This is a genomic window from Microbulbifer maximicatervae (SeqCode) (assembly GCF_052468295.1).
In genome coordinates this window covers 1371626-1389281 of record NZ_CP174340.1, presented here as the reverse complement: position 1 = coordinate 1389281, position 17656 = coordinate 1371626, and the positions used below count along the sequence as shown (strand labels likewise).

Sequence of the window (17656 nt, the reverse complement as noted above, 5' to 3'; positions counted from 1 at the left end):
CATTTCGGCTACTTTTTCACTTCAACAACCAAGATTATCTGGGTGCTTTAGGTCGTAGAAGCGGCGATATCTTCAGGTAATCGATCTAGCGGCTCCTGAATTCGCTCAGTTAAGCCAAAGTCCTTGAGAATGCCATAAAGGGCTGGCAGGACTAACAGAATCAAAACGGTTGAACTACTTATCCCAAATACAATACTGGTTACCAGTGGAATCAGTATCTGGGCTTGAAGACTGGTTTCGAACATCAGTGGCAGCAAGCCGGCTACTGTTGTCAGTGAGGTAAGAAAAATAGCCCTGAACCGGTCGCGACTGGCTTGACTTGCCGCCGTGTGAACGTCCATTCCCTTTCGGACGCGAAGCTTCACAAACTCTACTAACAGGATTGAATCATTCACCACAATTCCAGTGAGAGAGACAAATCCCATCATGCTGGGCATCGTCATATTCTGCCCCATAATAATATGTCCCCAGACTACACCTATTAAAGCCAGGGGAATCGCCATCATCACAATTACAGGTTCGGTATAACTACGAAATTGAAGCGACAGTAGTAAATAGATTCCTATTGTCCCGATCAACAAGGCCTTACCCATCGATAGACCTGTAATGAGACTATTTTCAATCTCTCCCTTCATGGTTACCCTTAGGCCCGGAAATTCCTGCTCCAATGGTGCAAAAAAGTTCTGTTGGGTATCCAGCAGGATTTCACTGGCATTGGCCCTCTCTGTAAAAACATCTGCAAAGACCGTAACAACACGCTCACCATTTATTCTCTGGATACGCGCATAGTCCCGGTGCATTTCAATATCGGCAATTGCCATCAAGGGTACACGCTGCCTTGTCTCAGGGTGGATAATGACAAGCTCGTCAAATCGTGACAGCGCACTGCGAGATGGCTCATCCATTCGAACACGAATTTCGTAAGTCTCTCCCTGATACTGCACTTCATCAATCTCTGTGCCCTGATAGGCAGCTCTCAATTGAGTGGCCACAACACTGGCATCAATACCAGAAGCATAAACCCCCTCCCGCATTCGGACCGTCAGCTGTGGCTTACCAGGACGCAGGTCATCCAGTACATTCACCACTCCTTCGTAACTGCGCAGCCAGTTTTGTAGACGTATAGATATTCCTTTTAGCTGATCAATATCCAGCCCGGCCAAGCGAAGGTAAATAGCTCGTCCAGCTGGACCAGGCGATGGCTCCTTATACAAAATCGCGATCGCACCAGGTATATCGCCAGCAGCCTTACTCCAGGCCTGACGTAACTCACTGATACTTGTATGGCGAACCTCTGCAGCCAGTAGGTCGACATTTATTGTGGCTACATGAGCTCCACTCTCAAAAGCATCGCCATTCACACCGTAAGTAACACTAATGTGCTCGATAAGTGGCGCTACCTCTTTCCCTGAGAGGTTTCCAGCAGCTAAATACAGGGCCTTCTTCTGATACGCCACCAGCTTTTCCATTTCTACGAGGGAGGTTCCTTGGGGCATTAGAATTCGGGCCTGTAGTAAATCTCCCTCCAATGTAGGAAACCCTTGGAATTTAACTAACCCCGCAGGAAGTAAACTCACCGTAACAAAAAATAGTCCCACTACGCCGCCGACAAAAGCATATCTGTATTCAACCGCTTTATCAGCGACACGCCCGACATACTCTCTCCACAACTCAAATCGCTGAGCAAAAGCGACTTTCCAGGCTGATGGGTTTTCCTTGTGCGAAAGGGCATGACGCAAATGGGCGGGGAGAATAAGAAAGGCTTCAATCAGGCTAACCACTAGTACAGAGATCAAAACAACTGGCAAAACTTTGAGGACCTGCCCCATGTCCCCTTTGATAAAAGCTAATCCAGAAAAAACGATCACGGTAGTAACAAATGAGGAGATAACCCCCCTTGCAACACGCTTGGTTCCGATAACCACCGCCTGAAGAGGTGTACGGCCATCCCGGTATTCGGTGGCGATACTTTCCGAAAGCACAATGGCATCATCCATCAAGATGCCAATTGCAATCAGCAGCCCCACCAAGCTGATCATATTGATGGATATACCCAAAGCAGTAATCACAGCAAAGGCGCCGAGAAATGAAACGGGCAAGCCCATCACCACCCAAAACACATATCGCCCGCTAAAAAACAAATAAAGGGTCAGCGCAACAAGAATAAGCCCTTGCCAGGCGTTGGTAATAATCATCCTTAAACGATCAGCAACAATTGAGGCGCTATCCTGAGTAAGAATCAACCGCATTTCTTCCGGTAAACGGGCATTTTCCGCCTGGACAAATTCGCGAACCGCTTCCAACACCCTCAAACTGTCATCCACGCTGTTTTTCTGAACAACAAGCAATGCGGCTCGCTGCCCATCAAAAGTGATTTTGTCCTCCTCCTTTTCAAAACTGTCGTAGATAGTGGCAATATCGCCCAAGCGCACCTCTGCGCCAGCCATCCCTTTTACAACAATAAGTTCTTCAAGCTCAGCTGCGGTGCGCCGCTTTTCGGTAAAACGAACCTGATACTCCCGATCAGGTGCAGTTACCTTACCGGCGGGCATATCAATTGCCTGCTTATCGATAATTGCGGCAAGATCGGCAACACTCAGCCCATACTGTCGCAAATTGTAATCTGAAATTTCCACTTGCAATTGATGGTCTGAAAAACCGGAAATTTTGACAATGGGCACCAGCGGATGACGAAGTAACTCTCGGCGATAGTGCTCGGCCAATTGGTTGAGCTGGATCAAAGGCAAATCTGCGCTTAGGGCAACACTCACCACCGGCTGGGTACGTCCCAGCTCTTCTATGACTGGTCTTTCGCTCTCAGCCGGAAGGGAATCTATCGCACCTACCGCAGATTCAATGTCGGCAAGAAACTGCCCCATATCACCTGCTTCCAGCATTTTCAGCTTCATCACACCAAGATTGTCTGCAGCTTCACAACGGCGCTCATCAATAAATGGGATGCCATCCGTTGCCTCTTCGAGGGGGAGGCAGATACTGTCTTCGACCTCAGCGGTAGCTGCACCAGGATAAAATACTGAGACTTGTACTTCGAACTTGTCGATTTCCGGCATAGTCTCTCGCTTCATCGTCGGCAATACGAAAAAGCCAGCCAGCATCAAACCCACCATAAGCAAATTGGCAGCAGTTGGGTGGATCGCAAAAAAGCGAATCACTCGCCAACTTCCTCTACTGCCACGGCCAGGTCTGAAACTCCCTTTTTGATATCGATGACAGATACTGCCGTCCCGCTGATTGCTGGGATAACATCAGTAGTTATCACCAGATCTCCAGGCACCAAGCCAGAGCGCACAACAGCTAGATCACCCTGGTAGTAGTCCACCGTTATGGTACGAATCTTCAATTGATTATTTTCAGCCAAGTAGACCCGCCCTTCATGCATGGCTCTGCGAGGGATAACCAAAGCTGGCGAAGGAGGTGCAATAAGCTTAATCCGGGCATACATACCACGAAATAGGGGCGGCCGACCCTCGGCTACTATATTTCGATAAGGGTTATCCACTGCGACCACTACGGATAGAGTTCTGCTTGTGGTATCCATGGTACCTCCAACTCTCACTACCCTGCCTCGCCATTCCACCGGTTTAATACCACCTACCAATCCAACCCTGGCCTCCAATCCCAATAAGGCATCTGAGAAGTCGTCAGGCGAGAGAGTTTGATCACTGGGAGATTCAATACTCCGAAAAAGAGGCACTATTTGAGCCATCGTCAGTTCGGCTGAAACTTCCACCTGATCCATACCATAAGCGACAAAAAGCGGTGTCCCATGGGCAACAGACTGGCCAGCCTCCACATAGACATCACCGATCCGCACGTTATAGGGCAGGCTTATCCGGGTTCGCGATAACTGGTAGCGACTTTCACCAAGCAGCGCTTCAGCACGACTTATCTGGGCCTTTATCACCTGCCTACGAGTGGGAAATAGGGAGAGATTACCCTTTTGAAGTTCAACTTCTTGTCGCAACTTCAATACCCGTTGCTCCTCCGCATCAGCCGCTGAGCGAGAAACAATCCCCTTAACCGCCAACTGCTCTTTTCGCTGTAATTCCTGTTCCCCTAATTCCAGTGTCCTCTGAGCTATTTCCAACGAACGCTGGCTATTAGCCTTTTCAACCTCCAGTTCTTGCAATTTTGCGCGATAAACAGCCAAGTCACTCTCCGCTTGAGCAACGGCCAATTGATAGCTGGTTTCGTCAATATTTAGGATTGGTGCCCCGGCAGATATTATTGCGCCAGGTTCCAAATCAGCCGACACTGAAACCACTCGACCACCAACTTCAGAGTTTGCCTCAAGGATAAGGCTCGGCATCACCTCTCCAAAAGCAACAGTTTCAGCTCGAATAGGCATTCGCTTCACTTCGATGGCTTCCACCAGCAGCTCCGGAACTTGCCCTTCGTATCTTTGTGGTTTCTGTCGACTGGCCACCAGCGACATAGCCATTAAAATTCCACCAAGTATCAAAACGGGTAGCATTCGACGACGCTTTAGTAAGGCTTTGATTGCGCTACTTGTCATAGTTTTACCCATAAAGAACTGGCCGAACCAGACCTTAAAAAGCCTAGTGCCACTAAAACCCAGCAGTTGAATACTCTATTAAAGTTCGCAGAACGCACAACACCCTGTAAAGCTAAAAGTAGTTACTCAATATATTTATCATGTAATCTGCGCCAACTCATATCAATCGACTATCAATATTGAATCTAATCCCACTTCGATTCGCTCCCCCCTTAAATTCACTGAACTATGCTTGGGCTACCAAATTCCGACCTAACTGACAGTGGGACAAAAATGGCGAACAATCACAAAGAGACATCAAAAGCGATACTGGAATTGTGGGGGGACAACTTCCCCGACAAAGCGACAGATTATTTATCACCGAATTATAAAAATCACCAAATGCCCTATGCTGGCGGTTCCACGTCGGTTTTATCGATAAAAGACTGCCTGGATCTAGTCGCTGAATTTCACCAGGGATTCTCCAACACAAAATTAGAAATTCTGGTACAAGTTGCCGAGGGTGATTATGTCTGCACCCGCTGGAGGATTACCGCCACCCATACGGGTAAATTCCTACAGTATGACGCGACAGGAAAAACCAGCAGTTGGACTGGCGTACATACCGATAGATATAAAGATGGAAAAATGGTGGAAAGCTGGGTGGACTGGGATAAATACACTTTCCTGGAGCAATTAGGTTTAGTTGAATAGCCGACCACGAACCAGTCAAAGGTAGCCTACTCAACGCTACCTTTGACAACTAACCATATATCAACCTTTCTGTGCCAATTTACGATAACATCTCTATGGCAAAAGTTTTATTGACTGGCTTTGAGCCCTTCGGTAACACACCGATAAATCCAGCAGAATCAGTTATGCGTATGCTGGACGGAACACGAATAGCCAATGGTGATATTCATGGTCTTTTGATACCCAACAACTTCTTTGAAAGCATTGAAGTTGTCACGGATGCTATTGAAGAAATAGAACCGCAATTAGTGGTGATGTTAGGAGAGTACAGTGGCCGTGCAATCATTACGGCTGAGAGAATTGCACAAAATTATAATGATTCCACCAGATATAATTTGAAAGATAACCGGGGAGTTGAAATGCAGGGTGAGCCGACTGTACAAAATGGTCCTGTCGCTTATCACAGCACACTCCCTATCCGCGCAATGGTTATGGCAATGCGCAATATTGGTATTCCTGCCGACATTTCTGATACTGCGGGTACTTTTTGTTGCAACCATATGATGTATGGCGCGCTTCACTATATCGCGACTAATCAACTAAATATCCCCGCCGGCTGGATACACCTTCCTCAGCTACCCCAGATTGCCGCACTACCCGAAAATATCGGCAATCCCAGCATGTCAAAAGAAACTGCCGCCCTTGGGATACAGGCTGCCATTGAAGCCGCACTAGCTAACCCGCGGGACACTGACGATCCGATCCCTTCTCACTTACAAATCTAATCAAATTGAACTGTTTAGTAAGGTCATATTCTCCCTACTAGTAATTTTCATGCAATCAACATACAAAGAAGGAAATATCAACGAGATAATTCAAAGCACCAAGTAGATCAATAAATGCTCTTACCGCAAAAAAAGGCCATATCGACACTATAAAATAACCCCTTCGAGTACTACTAATTTATAGCAACATCATCACTATATTTATCTCCTCCGGACAGACCCGACATCACAGCTACTGTGCCAGTCCAAAGAGTATTTCTACAGAAGAGACAATCAATGTCATTAAAGTGATGTCCCTTTTTCGCCAAGGTATCCAAAACCCACTTCAGGTTTACAGCTGCCATAAACTGTCTATTTCTTATGGTCAGAATACTGGGCGGCTGAAAGGACTGAATGCTATTTGCCTTGGCAACCATTCCGATATTATTAGCATTCTGAATTCTGCGTCTTCGACTATCACTATCATTGTGAGACATAATCGCATTAATCGAAGTGTAAGTTTCATTGTTAGTATTGTGTCTATTAGTAGCGCTACTGGTATACTTCGTCAGGATGTAGTTAAAACAAGTATCATTTAAACCTAAATCTTCAACAGAATTGGCCCCCCGATCATAAAACCTCCCAAGTCCAGGATCATTCACACTGAATTTATCACGCGAGTAAAAATGCAGGTTAACATTGTGCTCTATTTTGAAACTGGATGTGGTTCTGCGATACCCGTGAGCAGTTACAATTAACCGGTTTGTTGTCATTCCACGAGGAGTCCACAACCAAGCACGACCATCAAGATCTACACACTGATAGTTCCCTGCCACCGCCACTTCAGAATCATCAAAGGTATGCCAAAGTGCTGTTGCCTTATTACCAAAATAGTCCTTTAAAGCACTTTTGACATTACTGAAAAACTCCTTTGCAGGCATAAACCCTCCCCAGCTCTCAAAGCCTAAGTTAACAAATAGAATTATCTCGAGAAAAATCGTATTCCACTCAACAACCGAAGTAAATGTTTAAAATATGCGATTTTTTAATCAAAAATAGCTTTCAATAGCTACAGGAAATATGATCCGGAGCCTATCAGGCAAACCATTAGATACTCACTCTTCAGGAGCAGGAAGCAAAGAGTCGACAGTTAATATAAGTAATTTCGCGGGATCTGTTTTGGAGGGATTAATCGTACAATGCCCCTGCTGGTCAATAGCTATACCATTAACAGGCGTATCTCCCCCAAAATGAACATCTCCAGGCCTATATGTCACCTCAACACCGTCCCGAGTTGTCGTACGCCAACAGCCAGATAATGTAATAACCCATTGAGGGTTCGGAGTAGAGTGAAAATCGCTTTTCCACCCAGGAGGCAAAATTGCAAACTCACTTCGAATAACTTTAGGCAAATCACGATAGTGATATTCGGGCACAGGATTGGAGTATTGAATCAATTCAAAATCTGAAAAATGTCCTACAGTGGTTCTTGACCTTCCTCTTTTATCATACCAAAGATGATAAAAATCTTGGCGAACGATTTCTTCTTGCACTACGAGTATCTCACCTCATCAGCAAAAGCTAAAAATTGCCTCATCGATAAATCACTAATTATCCATAGGTTACCCCTAGTTTCAGACAATCCAGATCACCTACTTAGAAACTGTAACACCGAAGAATTTGTCTTCCTCAAATATTGATCTACAGACCACTTTCTGCCACCAGTTAACACGAAAGATAAGCAAATAAAAGCCCAAAAAAGAGGGTATTCCCACCCACCATAAACGGTTTGTATATTTCCACTAATATCTATACCACTGACATGACTTGCCCATGAAAAACCTGCGAGATAATGCCGCCCTTCAAATAATGCAATTATCAAATAAAGAGCAGTCCCAACAGCGGCAAACCGCGTAAACAAGCCGAAAGTAAATCCAACAAATGCAGAGAACGCACAAATACCAGAGAAAATCACCATAGAGGATGAGTATCCAATCCCCTCAAAATAATGAACAACAAAATTGTAAGCGTCTGCGCCCAGCAGACCAAACTTCTCAGCAAAATGATGGGTAAAATTGAGCCCGATATAAATTCGAATCAAGGCCAACTGTAAATCAGCTGCAGTCTCATAGCTTTCGTGCGTGCTCTGCTTCATATAACACTTCCTTAACACACAACTCAACCACAGCCATACCTTCCTTTTTAAGAGATATCATAAAAGGGTTTACAGTCATCTATAATAATAGGCCAAGCCCACCCCGTTGAACCGCAAAAATTGCCTAATTCGCAACACCATATATATTATTGCGGTAAACCAGGTTTACCTAAATGACAAAAGAGGCACTTCAAAGAATGCCCCAAACCTATTCTTCGGAGGAGGCCAGCAATTCATTGATGCATTTACACCGTAAATCCAATCTCACCGGCCTTTCTCTGAGTAAAGCCGCCCTATAAAAGCTGTAGGAAAAAGCTACTGCTCAAACACAGTGGATTTTATAGTAATTAGAGCCGTACCCATAAATATCAAAGCAACTCCACTCACAGCGTATACGTCAAATTTTTGCTGCCAAATAACCACAGAAGCTGCACAAACAAGAGCAATACCGACGCCTGACCAGATGGCATAAGTCATTCCCACATTCATATTTTTTAGTACAAACGCAAGAAATAGACTCGCCAGAGAATAAAAAAAGATAGAGGCCATTCCCAGCCACCACTTTTCCCAACCGTTGGAAGCCTTAAGTAGTAGGGTAGCTGTAACTTCGGTAATGATTGCAAAAAATAAAAACAAATAGGTCAAGTTCTACTCCATTAGAATTTATTGTAGTCAAATCACTTGATCAGCTAGATACTATCAAATTTATGACGAATAGCGCTATTGGAAAATAGCGGGGATTCTGCTATTTACTATGCGGCTGTACGAAATACAATGCTGGACTTTACAGTCAGCAGTCAGCCCTCTGGCTACCCAAGATAACTCATGTCTTCCCATTGACAAATCAGCAATAAAAGAAGAGCTAGATTTCAGCCCCGACAACTACCTAGCCTATCGATACCAATAGATCTAATTGTAGTATTACAGCTGTTTTTTATACTCCTCCAGAAACAATCGTGACTAATTTTACACTCATATTGGCCCCATACCAGCGATTACTGACTTGTTGAAAAATACTCAATGTGTGCAAATATTTATTAAACAAAGGAGTGCGGACCAAATAACATCTACCTCACGTAGCAGGCAAGTTGCATAGAGCAACAACTAAACGATATTTGGGATATAGGATTGAAATATCGTGAAACCGATACTTGGTATAATTTGTGTGGTTACACCCTATATCGCCAATGACGTACCCCTTTTTAGACCTGTGTTACTACAGGTATACAATCGCGATGATTACAAATTTCTCGATTTAGCGTTTAGAGCGCAAAACACTTCTCTCCCAAGCTATCGACAGAACAGTATTCTTCGTACCTACCAGCTGAAAATCGCATCTTCTTTTTTTATTAGAAAGGCGTCAGATAAAACACAGCCCCCCTACTTCACAAGGGTATTGAAGAAACTAAGTAGTATGGTCTCAAAATGCACTGGAATTGGTTGCTCAGAAGTTGGCTGCCCAAAATATCGCAGAAAGTCCTACAGAGATTTGAAGCATTACGAACATCAAATCCTTCCACAGATTTCATTACACATAATGATTGCTTCAAGTTACTGGATCCAGGCAATCCATGTTCAAGCCCCTTACAGGCAATCTCAGATATCGAGGCAGACCATCAGCAACAAATGAATGCACAACAAAGCGGCAATACTTATGCGCAATATTATAGTCCGTTCCGTAACGGAAAACTCTGACAGGGTCTGGTCTGATTGGCGTTGGCAGATGCGTAATCGCATCAGTACATTGGATGGCCTGAAGCGATGGATCAATGTTTCTACTTCTGAATCCGACGCTATCGAACAGCTCAAGGGAATTTATCGGTGGAGTGTTACCCCCTACTACGCTTCTTTAATGGACCCTGACGACCCCAATTGCCCAATCAGATTGCAGGCAGTTCCCTCACTAGAGGAAACCATCGTACCCGACAGTGCAGACGTTGACCCTGTAGGTGATCAGTACTTTCGTAAAACCAACCGCGTTGTACATACTAGCGAGGCAGAAATAATCAGTACACCCTGGTAATATAAACTGCATGAAATACGATGCCAGAAAACTTAGTACTGAGGAGCAGCACCTCATACGTAAAATTGCTGTTCAGCGAGTATTTGATGGAGAATCTGCGGCGGAGGTTAGTCGTAGCTTAGGGCTGGGGAGCAGAACTATTTTCCCATGGTTAAGGACTGCTCGGGAGAAAGGTATTGAAGCGCTATCTCCAAAAATTAGACCTGGACGCGGTAGAAAACTGTCAGCTATTGAAGAAGAGGAAGTCAAACGATGGATTATTGGTGGCGATCCAAGGCAATATGGCTTTGATTTCGGATTGTGGACACGTCAGATCGTATCGGATTTGATTTTTGAGAGATTCAAAATTGAACTTAGCGTTTCTAGTGTCGGCACACTTCTACATCGACTGGGCCTGACGCCACAAAAGCCTCTACGAAGAGCTTACGAGAGAGATGAGAAGGCGGTGAATAAATGGGTAAAGGAAGTCTATCCAAAGATTAAATCTTACCTAATTACCACTCTTGCTAAGTTATGCGTAACTGTATATAAATACAGCTATCTCGTTGATCTGCAAGGGAATACGCCATGGCTCGCAACAAGGTACAGTTTCAGAAGGGTATTAGTTTGACCCAATTCCTCAAAATGTACGGCAGCGAGGAACAGTGCTTCGATGCACTGTCGCAGTGGCGTTGGCCCAATGGCTTTAGTTGTCCTCACTGCGGGCATGACAAGCATTGCGACCTCGCTTATCGCAAGCTTAAGCAATGTAACCATTGTCGGCGTCAGACATCGATTACCTCTCGTACAATTTTTGACTCCACGAAGCTCCCCCTCACCACCTGGTTTCTCGGTATTTTCCTGATTACTCAGGATAAGAAGGGCATTTCCTCTATGGAGCTATCTCGACATCTAGGTATCTCTTACAACGCAGCATGGCGTATGAAGCAGAAACTCATGCAAGTGATGATGGAGCGAGACCAACGATACAAACTGTCCGGTTTTATTGAACTAGATGATGCCTATCTCGGTGGTGAGCGTACTGGATGCAAGCCCGGGCGCGGAGCCAAGGGTAAAACTCCCTTTGTGGCGGCCGTTGAAACAACCAAGGAGGGACGCCCAACCCGTATTAAGCTCTCAATTATCAAGGGCTTCAAAAGCAGTGAAATTTCAACCTGGAGTAAAAAGTACCTTTGCAGTGGCAGCACAGTCATCTCAGATGGTCTTCCATGCTTCAATGCCATTAAGGAGGCCGGTTGTGTACATGACAAAATTGTTTGTGGTGGTGGCCGAGCTTCTGTTGAAGAGCCTGAGTTCTATTGGGTAAATACAGTACTTGGTAATTTAAAGAGTGCGCTACGTAGCACTTACCATGCTATTAGGCCGAAATATGCACAGCGCTATTTGGCAGAATTTCAATATCGCTTTAATCGGAGGTTTGATTTGTCGGCACTCATTCCAAGATTGATTTACGTCTCTCTTCGGACACCACCGATGCCAGAAAGGTTGCTAAAAATTGGCTTAGCATAAGTGGTAATTAGGAAATCTTATGCGAAAAAAACTGGTGCAGAAATATTTTGGCTGGACGAGGCTAGTATCAGATCAGACGATCCACTCCAAAGGACATGGGGAGAAAAAGGAAAAACTCCAGTGGTAAAAACGAGTGGTCAAAGACAGTCAATCAATGCGATCTCAGCTTTATCGAATAGAGGTGGCTTCTGGTATCATATTTATAGTGGAAAGTTCACGGCAGAAAAGTGCGTAGAATGCTTCAAAAATTTCCAGAGAAGTCAGAAAAGACCAGTGATTCTCATTGTTGATGGGCACCCAGTACACAAATCGAAAAAGGTATTGGAGTATGTCGATTCACAGGATGGAAAGCTTGAAATGGTGTTCTTACCGCCATATGCACCAAACCTAAATCCAGATGAGTTGGTCTGGAATCATATGAGAAATATAGGGACTTCAAAGAGGCCGCTGAAAAAAGGTGAGACACTACTGAGTCGTGCAAATGCAGATTTGCAGAGCATCAAGAAAAATAGAAAACTTGTGAAATCATTTTTTCAAGAGTCGACTGTATTCTTTGCTGCTGCCTAGGTAGTAAGTACCCGGATCGCGTCATCTTTCTGGTAACGTCTGTTTGCCCTGTTTATTGTCGTCATTGCACAAGGAAATTTCATACCACAACGGTGGGCCCGGAAAGTTATTTTGAACAAGGCGAAGCAACCAGCTGGGATGAGGATATTGCTTACATAGAATCACATCCACAGATTCGCGATGTATTACTCACCGGCGGCGACCCACTGATGTATTCCAACGACCGCTTGGCCAAACTATTGGAGAAGCTGAGGGCAATAGATCATGTGGAAATTATTCGTATTGGCTCACGCTTTCCCGTACTGGCCCCCCAACGTATCACCGACGAATTGTGCGAAATGCTCGCATCATTTCATCCGGTGTGGCTGAACACGCACTTTAATCACCCCAAAGAAGTCACAGAAGAAGCCGCCGCTGCATGCGACCGCTTGCTGAGAGCGGGCGTTCCGGTAGGAAATCAAACAGTGCTTTTAAAAGGCGTAAATAATTCACCGGATGTTATGCGACAATTGATGCTCGCTCTGGTAAAAATACGAGTCAGACCCTACTACCTCTATCACTGCGATAATGTGGTCGGTGTCTCTCACTTTATGACAAGCCTGAAGGAAGGACAGGCGATTTATGAGTCATTGCAGGGGCACATCACAGGTTTTGCGGTCCCTCAATATGTACTTACTACTGAGCTGGGCAAAAACCCGGTCATGCCCTACGAATATGTAAAACAAGGCGATATCGAAGGCGAATGGCACATTCGAAATTTCAGAGGGCAAACGGGTATTTATCTGGAGTAACAAAGTGCTAACTACCAGAGAAGTTCATCATAAGTGACAAATTTATTGCGCTGATGCCTTATGGATGTTTCTGAGATATCCAAAACACCAAGTGCTTGGCAACGGTAGTATTCACCACAATATATCGTAAAGTTTTGCAGGGTCCAGGGTAACTATAAATGACTGCTAATAGCTGATTCCACAATACGGTTGATCATGGCCCCATACTGAATACCCGCCAATTCACACATCACGGGCAGTTCAGAAACTTCAGGCCGCAAACCGGGTAAGACATTGACCTCCATAACCATAGGGACGCCCTGTGCATCATAGCGAATATCAACTCGACCGCCATCACGACACTCAAGCACTTCCCAAGTCTTCTGCGCAATTGCTCGAACCTTAAGCGCCTGACCATCGTCAACCAGCCGGCCGGGGAAAGCTCCATCATACTTGTAATAAACAGGTTCATCGCCCAATAACTTTTCCATCACGCCAATGCACTCGGCAGTTGCACCCGTCCCCAAAAAACCCACAGTAAACTCTCGGCCAGGTAGGAATGTTTCAACCAGTACTGGCTGATTAAATCGACTCAAAAGGTATTCACAGCGGTTTTTCAAAGCTGCCTTGTCGATAACTTTGGACTCAGGCGATACCCCCTTACTGGTTCCCTCCCTGAGCGGCTTTGTCATCAAAGGGTATTCAAGCTCCACTCGATTGACATCTGTAACGCTTCGAACAACTGCAAACTGTGCCGTTGGTATACCCATATCCCGCAATATGCGTTTGGTCATCTCCTTATTAAGAGTCACTGTGCTGGCAAATGGATCAGAAAATGTGTACGGTATCTTCCAGGCGTCCAACAAAGCGGGAACCTGTGCTTCGCGCCCCGTTCCATACATCCCCTCAGCAACATTGAACACTAGATCCCAGGTGTTACCTTCAACCAGTTGCTGCGCCAATCTGTAAATATTGCCGACCCGTTCGATATGGTGGCCTGCGCAGGTAAGCGCATCGTGAATCGCATCTATCGTCTCCAGGTAATCAAGTTCAGCGACGTCCTCTTCACTAAACCCCATCCCGAGATAATCATCACGAAGGTCGTAGACTATACCGATACGCATCAATCATGCTCCGCTGCCACTACACAATCTATCGAATGCCGGACTGGAATATTAGCTACGCAACTGGTTTTCACTTTAACGCCCCCCAGCCCCTACCCGGAAAAGTGAACGTAAAAAAGAAGTTAATAACCTTCATTAGTACTGAGTTTTGGATAGGGTTGAAGTCGAAAGTACTTGCAAGTAACCATTAATAAAGACAACTAACCAAATGCCGTATTGCCCGTAGAGCTAATTAGCACAAAAGCTATCACGCAAGGTTCTTCACCTCGATTGACCCAATTATGAACTGTCCCCCGCTGGACAAGTGCATCTCCCGCAGACAGCTTCACAACAACCTCATCTCCCATTTCCATCTCGATATTCCCAGACATCACTACCGCATAATCAATGCTGTCAGTTTGGTGAGATCGTGGCGTAACTCCCGGCCCAAATTCTACGACCTTAAAAACCGAGCCTCCCGGAATCGTAGTTCCATCAAATTTTCTCCCGCCGTTGTCTCTACCATCTTCACAAAGCTCTACGGGCAAGTCCTGGGTAGTCCATAACTGCTGCTGAACCATATGAGGCCGCCAACTACTGGTATGCAAACCCTGATCATCTATAAGCACTACTGGCTTTCCCTCTGGGTCGTGCCCTGTAACAACTCGCCGGACATTCACACTCATCGCACTCTCCTTTCTCCTGGGAAGCAACCATCTAGTTACGGGAGAATATAGTTCAGCCAGCAGCTAGCCAGCTTACCGGACAGTGCTGGTATCACCGATGTTGCGAAATCACTATAATCGCGCCCATGTCTGAGTTACCTATTCACAGTATCCTCCCCGAACTGCTCCAGGCCTTGAGAGGGCATAGTAATGTCGTGCTCCAGGCACCCCCCGGAGCGGGTAAAACGACCGCCGTACCACTGGCATTAATAGATGAGCCTTGGTTGAGCGGAAAGAATATTATTATGCTGGAGCCGCGACGTTTGGCCGCTAGAACGGCAGCGGCGCGCATGGCTAACCAGCTGGGTGAGAAAGTTGGTGATACCGTTGGATTTCAGGTCCGGGGCGAGCGGAAGTCAAGCAAGAAGACTCGCATCCTGGTTGTAACCGAGGGAATTCTCACGCGCCTCTTACAGGCTGACCCTGAATTGGCATCCAGTGCCCTGGTCATATTCGATGAATTTCATGAGCGCAGCCTGCAAGCCGACCTCTCCCTCGCCTTATGTCTTCAGTCCCAGGAGTATCTTCGCGAGGATCTCAAGATTCTGGTGATGTCTGCCACCCTGGATACCAGCGGCATCTCCTCACTACTAAATAACGCACCCATCATATCCAGTGAAGGACGCAGCTATCCCGTCGATATTGAATACTTAAACCAACGAGAAGAGCCCGAGGACAAACGACAAATCCCAGCTTTGATGGCAAGTAAAGTTGTCGCATCCTTAGGCAAACAAGAAGGTAGTGTTCTCGCCTTCCTTCCTGGTGTCGCCGAAATCAAACAGGTTGAGAGCTTATTGGGGGAGCGACTATCTGAGGAAACCGAAAAGGGCCGCATTATTATTGCACCGCTTTTTGGGGATCTGAGCCGTGAGCAGCAGGATCAGGCGATAGCACCAACGGCACCAGGCACGAGAAAAATCGTACTGGCTACAAATGTGGCCGAGACCAGCCTGACGATTGAGGGCATCCGAATAGTTATCGACTCAGGATTAATGCGTGAATCGCGCTTTAATCCCAACTGTGGCATGAATCGTTTGGTGACAAGCTCGATTTCCCAGGCCTCAGCTAACCAGCGCACAGGGCGTGCCGGGCGCCTCAGCGCCGGCTACTGTCTGCGACTCTGGAGTGAGGGCCGGCAACGGTCATTGAGCACCAATAATACAGCGGAAATCACCCGCAGTGACCTGGCTCCCCTGGCACTTGAATTAGCCAAATGGGGGGTTACCGATGTCAGCGAGCTCAACTGGCTCGACACACCACCCCCAGGACCTATGGCCCAGGCCCAACAGCTCTTGCAGCAACTGGGGGCACTGGATGACAAACTGCGTATTACCCCTCACGGGAATACCATGCTGGCTTTTGGCGCCCACCCTCGCCTCGCACATATGTTAGTTGCCAGTGTCAGCTGGGGATTGCAGGAACAGGCCTGCCTGCTAGCAGCGCTACTATCTGAACGGGATATTTTTCGTGGCGAAGCCCGATGGGATAGGGACATTAGCAAACGGATTCAGGCTCTGCAGTCCCAAGGCAACGATCGGCGGGTAGATCGCGGTACTGCTCACAGAGTACGCCAGCAGTCTAAAACCTGGCTCTCTCAATTAAAGAAATTTGAGTCAAGTTCAAGTCCTGCACCACAGAGTATCGATCACTCCGATGAAACTGGTGCCCTGCTTGGACTCGCCTACCCAGACCGTATTGCGAAATCGCGCAGTGATACCGGCCGCCGGTTTCTACTCTCCAGTGGCCGAGGCGCACATTTCTCCCATGATGACGTCTTAGCTTTAAGCGAATACTTGGTCATTGCCGAACTGGATGGCCAGGGCCGAGATGCAAGTATCCAGCTGGCAGCAGAGATTTCTCTGCCCGCTTTGAAGTCGCATTTCGCCGCCCAGATCAAAGAAGAGATTTCAGTTCGCTGGGACGAGACTACCGGCCGCGCTGTCGCCCTACAGCAAACACAATTGGGGGCGCTGGTTTTACACCAGCGGCCTGCAGCAGATATTCCCCCGGAGACCCTCAGTCGCGCATTATTAGAAGCCGTACGAAAGAAAGGTCTCTCCTCCCTCCCCTGGAACACAGAAGCTAACCAGTTACGTTTTCGAGTGGAATTTTTACGCCAAAGTGAAGAGTGCGGAGATTTTCTTGGCGACATTCGAGTACCAAACTGGAGTGATGAGGCTCTATTGGAGACCATGGAGGATTGGCTGCTACCTCATTTGCAGGGGTTCAGCAAACTTGAGCAGCTAGGGCAGCTTGACTTGCAAAGCATCTTGCGCGGACAGCTTGAGTGGGACCTGCAACAACAACTCGATGACTTGGCCCCCAGTCACTACCTGGTTCCCAGTGGCTCCCGGATAAGAATCGACTACGGAGAAACCCCACCTGTTTTGGCTGTGCGCCTGCAGGAGCTATTTGGATTGGCACAAACTCCAACAATTCTAAAAAACCGCTATCCATTGATGATTCATTTACTCTCTCCGGCACGGCGCCCCGTTCAAATTACCCGTGACCTGGTGAATTTCTGGGCCAATACTTACCAAGAGGTAAAGAAGGAGTTGCGTATCAAATACCAGAAACACTATTGGCCCGATGATCCCCTGACGGCTGAGGCTACTACTAAAACGAAGAAGAGAATGGATATGGGACGGTAGTTCTTTTTTTAGATTTACTGCCCCTGGGCAGCAAAATTATCTTCTGGGCGGCGGTTAAGTTAACATTCAGCAACAACCGGATAGCATAAGCTGCCGCAAGGGATAGGAACTCGCGCCAATAGAGATAGTCTGAATTATTTTGGCCCGCAGCGACGCCCCAAAACCAGAACAAACTCTAAC

The 17656-nt window shown here is 46.5% G+C and carries 16 protein-coding genes; 8 read left to right on the top strand and 8 right to left on the bottom strand.

Annotated elements, in window-relative coordinates; genetic code table 11:
- Nucleotides 1-47 precede the first annotated feature (47 nt).
- Both ACJJIQ_RS06475 and ACJJIQ_RS06470 read right to left on the bottom strand, forming a co-directional pair.
- Nucleotides 48-3173 carry an efflux RND transporter permease subunit gene (locus tag ACJJIQ_RS06475; protein ID WP_445364069.1) on the bottom strand — a complete coding sequence of 1042 codons (3126 nt, stop codon included), beginning with the start codon at nt 3171-3173 and terminating at the stop codon, nt 48-50.
- Nucleotides 3170-4537, bottom strand: a complete 1368-nt coding sequence (locus ACJJIQ_RS06470; protein WP_445364068.1) for an efflux RND transporter periplasmic adaptor subunit — start codon at nt 4535-4537, stop codon at nt 3170-3172. The genes ACJJIQ_RS06475 and ACJJIQ_RS06470 overlap by 4 nt, the downstream gene beginning before the upstream one ends.
- A gap of 273 nt (nt 4538-4810) precedes the next feature.
- On the opposite strand from ACJJIQ_RS06470, the gene ACJJIQ_RS06465 reads away from it, so the two are divergent.
- Complete coding sequence (locus tag ACJJIQ_RS06465) at nt 4811-5230, top strand: ester cyclase (RefSeq protein WP_445364067.1); 420 nt, start codon at nt 4811-4813, stop codon at nt 5228-5230.
- A gap of 95 nt (nt 5231-5325) precedes the next feature.
- The gene (gene pcp, locus ACJJIQ_RS06460) at nt 5326-5994 is read left to right on the top strand and encodes a pyroglutamyl-peptidase I (RefSeq protein ID WP_444913559.1); all 669 of its coding nucleotides are present in this window, start codon (nt 5326-5328) and stop codon (nt 5992-5994) included.
- Between the two features lie 173 nt (nt 5995-6167).
- Here the strand turns inward: pcp and ACJJIQ_RS06455 are convergent, their stop codons facing one another.
- The 4 genes from ACJJIQ_RS06455 to ACJJIQ_RS06440 all read right to left on the bottom strand — a co-directional run bounded on the left by ACJJIQ_RS06455 (nt 6168) and on the right by ACJJIQ_RS06440 (nt 8773).
- Entirely contained in the window at nt 6168-6914 is a 747-nt protein-coding gene (locus ACJJIQ_RS06455) for a putative adhesin (protein ID WP_444905511.1), read from the bottom strand.
- A 174-nt stretch (nt 6915-7088) separates the two neighbouring features.
- Complete coding sequence (locus ACJJIQ_RS06450; RefSeq protein WP_413665521.1) at nt 7089-7526, bottom strand: cupin domain-containing protein; 438 nt, start codon at nt 7524-7526, stop codon at nt 7089-7091.
- 95 nt (nt 7527-7621) lie between these two features.
- Nucleotides 7622-8128 (bottom strand): DoxX family protein, encoded by a 507-nt coding sequence (locus ACJJIQ_RS06445; RefSeq protein ID WP_445364066.1) that lies wholly within the window; start codon nt 8126-8128, stop codon nt 7622-7624.
- A gap of 315 nt (nt 8129-8443) precedes the next feature.
- Entirely contained in the window at nt 8444-8773 is a 330-nt protein-coding gene (locus ACJJIQ_RS06440; RefSeq protein ID WP_413665519.1) for a DMT family transporter, read from the bottom strand.
- A 1009-nt stretch (nt 8774-9782) separates the two neighbouring features.
- Between ACJJIQ_RS06440 and ACJJIQ_RS06435 the strand changes: the two genes are divergently transcribed.
- Genes ACJJIQ_RS06435 through ACJJIQ_RS06415 form a run of 5 tightly spaced genes read left to right on the top strand, consistent with a single transcriptional unit; the run spans nt 9783 to nt 13018 of the window.
- Nucleotides 9783-10151: a hypothetical protein gene (locus ACJJIQ_RS06435; protein ID WP_445364065.1), complete on the top strand. Its 369-nt coding sequence runs from the start codon at nt 9783-9785 to the stop codon at nt 10149-10151.
- 10 nt (nt 10152-10161) lie between these two features.
- Nucleotides 10162-10761, top strand: coding sequence for an IS630 family transposase (locus ACJJIQ_RS06430; protein ID WP_445364064.1), 600 nt, complete (start codon nt 10162-10164; stop codon nt 10759-10761).
- Entirely contained in the window at nt 10719-11660 is a 942-nt protein-coding gene (locus ACJJIQ_RS06425) for an IS1595 family transposase (RefSeq protein ID WP_445362153.1), read from the top strand. The genes ACJJIQ_RS06430 and ACJJIQ_RS06425 overlap by 43 nt, the downstream gene beginning before the upstream one ends.
- Complete coding sequence (locus tag ACJJIQ_RS06420) at nt 11661-12227, top strand: IS630 family transposase (RefSeq protein ID WP_445364063.1); 567 nt, start codon at nt 11661-11663, stop codon at nt 12225-12227.
- Nucleotides 12185-13018, top strand: a complete 834-nt coding sequence (locus ACJJIQ_RS06415; protein ID WP_445364797.1) for a KamA family radical SAM protein — start codon at nt 12185-12187, stop codon at nt 13016-13018. The genes ACJJIQ_RS06420 and ACJJIQ_RS06415 overlap by 43 nt, the downstream gene beginning before the upstream one ends.
- A 152-nt stretch (nt 13019-13170) precedes the next feature.
- Here the strand turns inward: ACJJIQ_RS06415 and ACJJIQ_RS06410 are convergent, their stop codons facing one another.
- A complete protein-coding gene (locus ACJJIQ_RS06410; RefSeq protein ID WP_445364062.1) occupies nt 13171-14121 on the bottom strand; it encodes a D-alanine--D-alanine ligase family protein in 951 nt (316 codons plus the stop codon).
- A 200-nt stretch (nt 14122-14321) separates the two neighbouring features.
- On the bottom strand, nt 14322-14786 hold the full coding sequence (locus ACJJIQ_RS06405) for a cupin domain-containing protein (RefSeq protein WP_444897561.1): 465 nt from the start codon (nt 14784-14786) through the stop codon (nt 14322-14324).
- A gap of 125 nt (nt 14787-14911) precedes the next feature.
- Between ACJJIQ_RS06405 and hrpB the strand changes: the two genes are divergently transcribed.
- Nucleotides 14912-17476 carry an ATP-dependent helicase HrpB gene (hrpB, locus tag ACJJIQ_RS06400; protein WP_445364061.1) on the top strand — a complete coding sequence of 855 codons (2565 nt, stop codon included), beginning with the start codon at nt 14912-14914 and terminating at the stop codon, nt 17474-17476.
- Nucleotides 17477-17656: the final 180 nt, after the last annotated feature.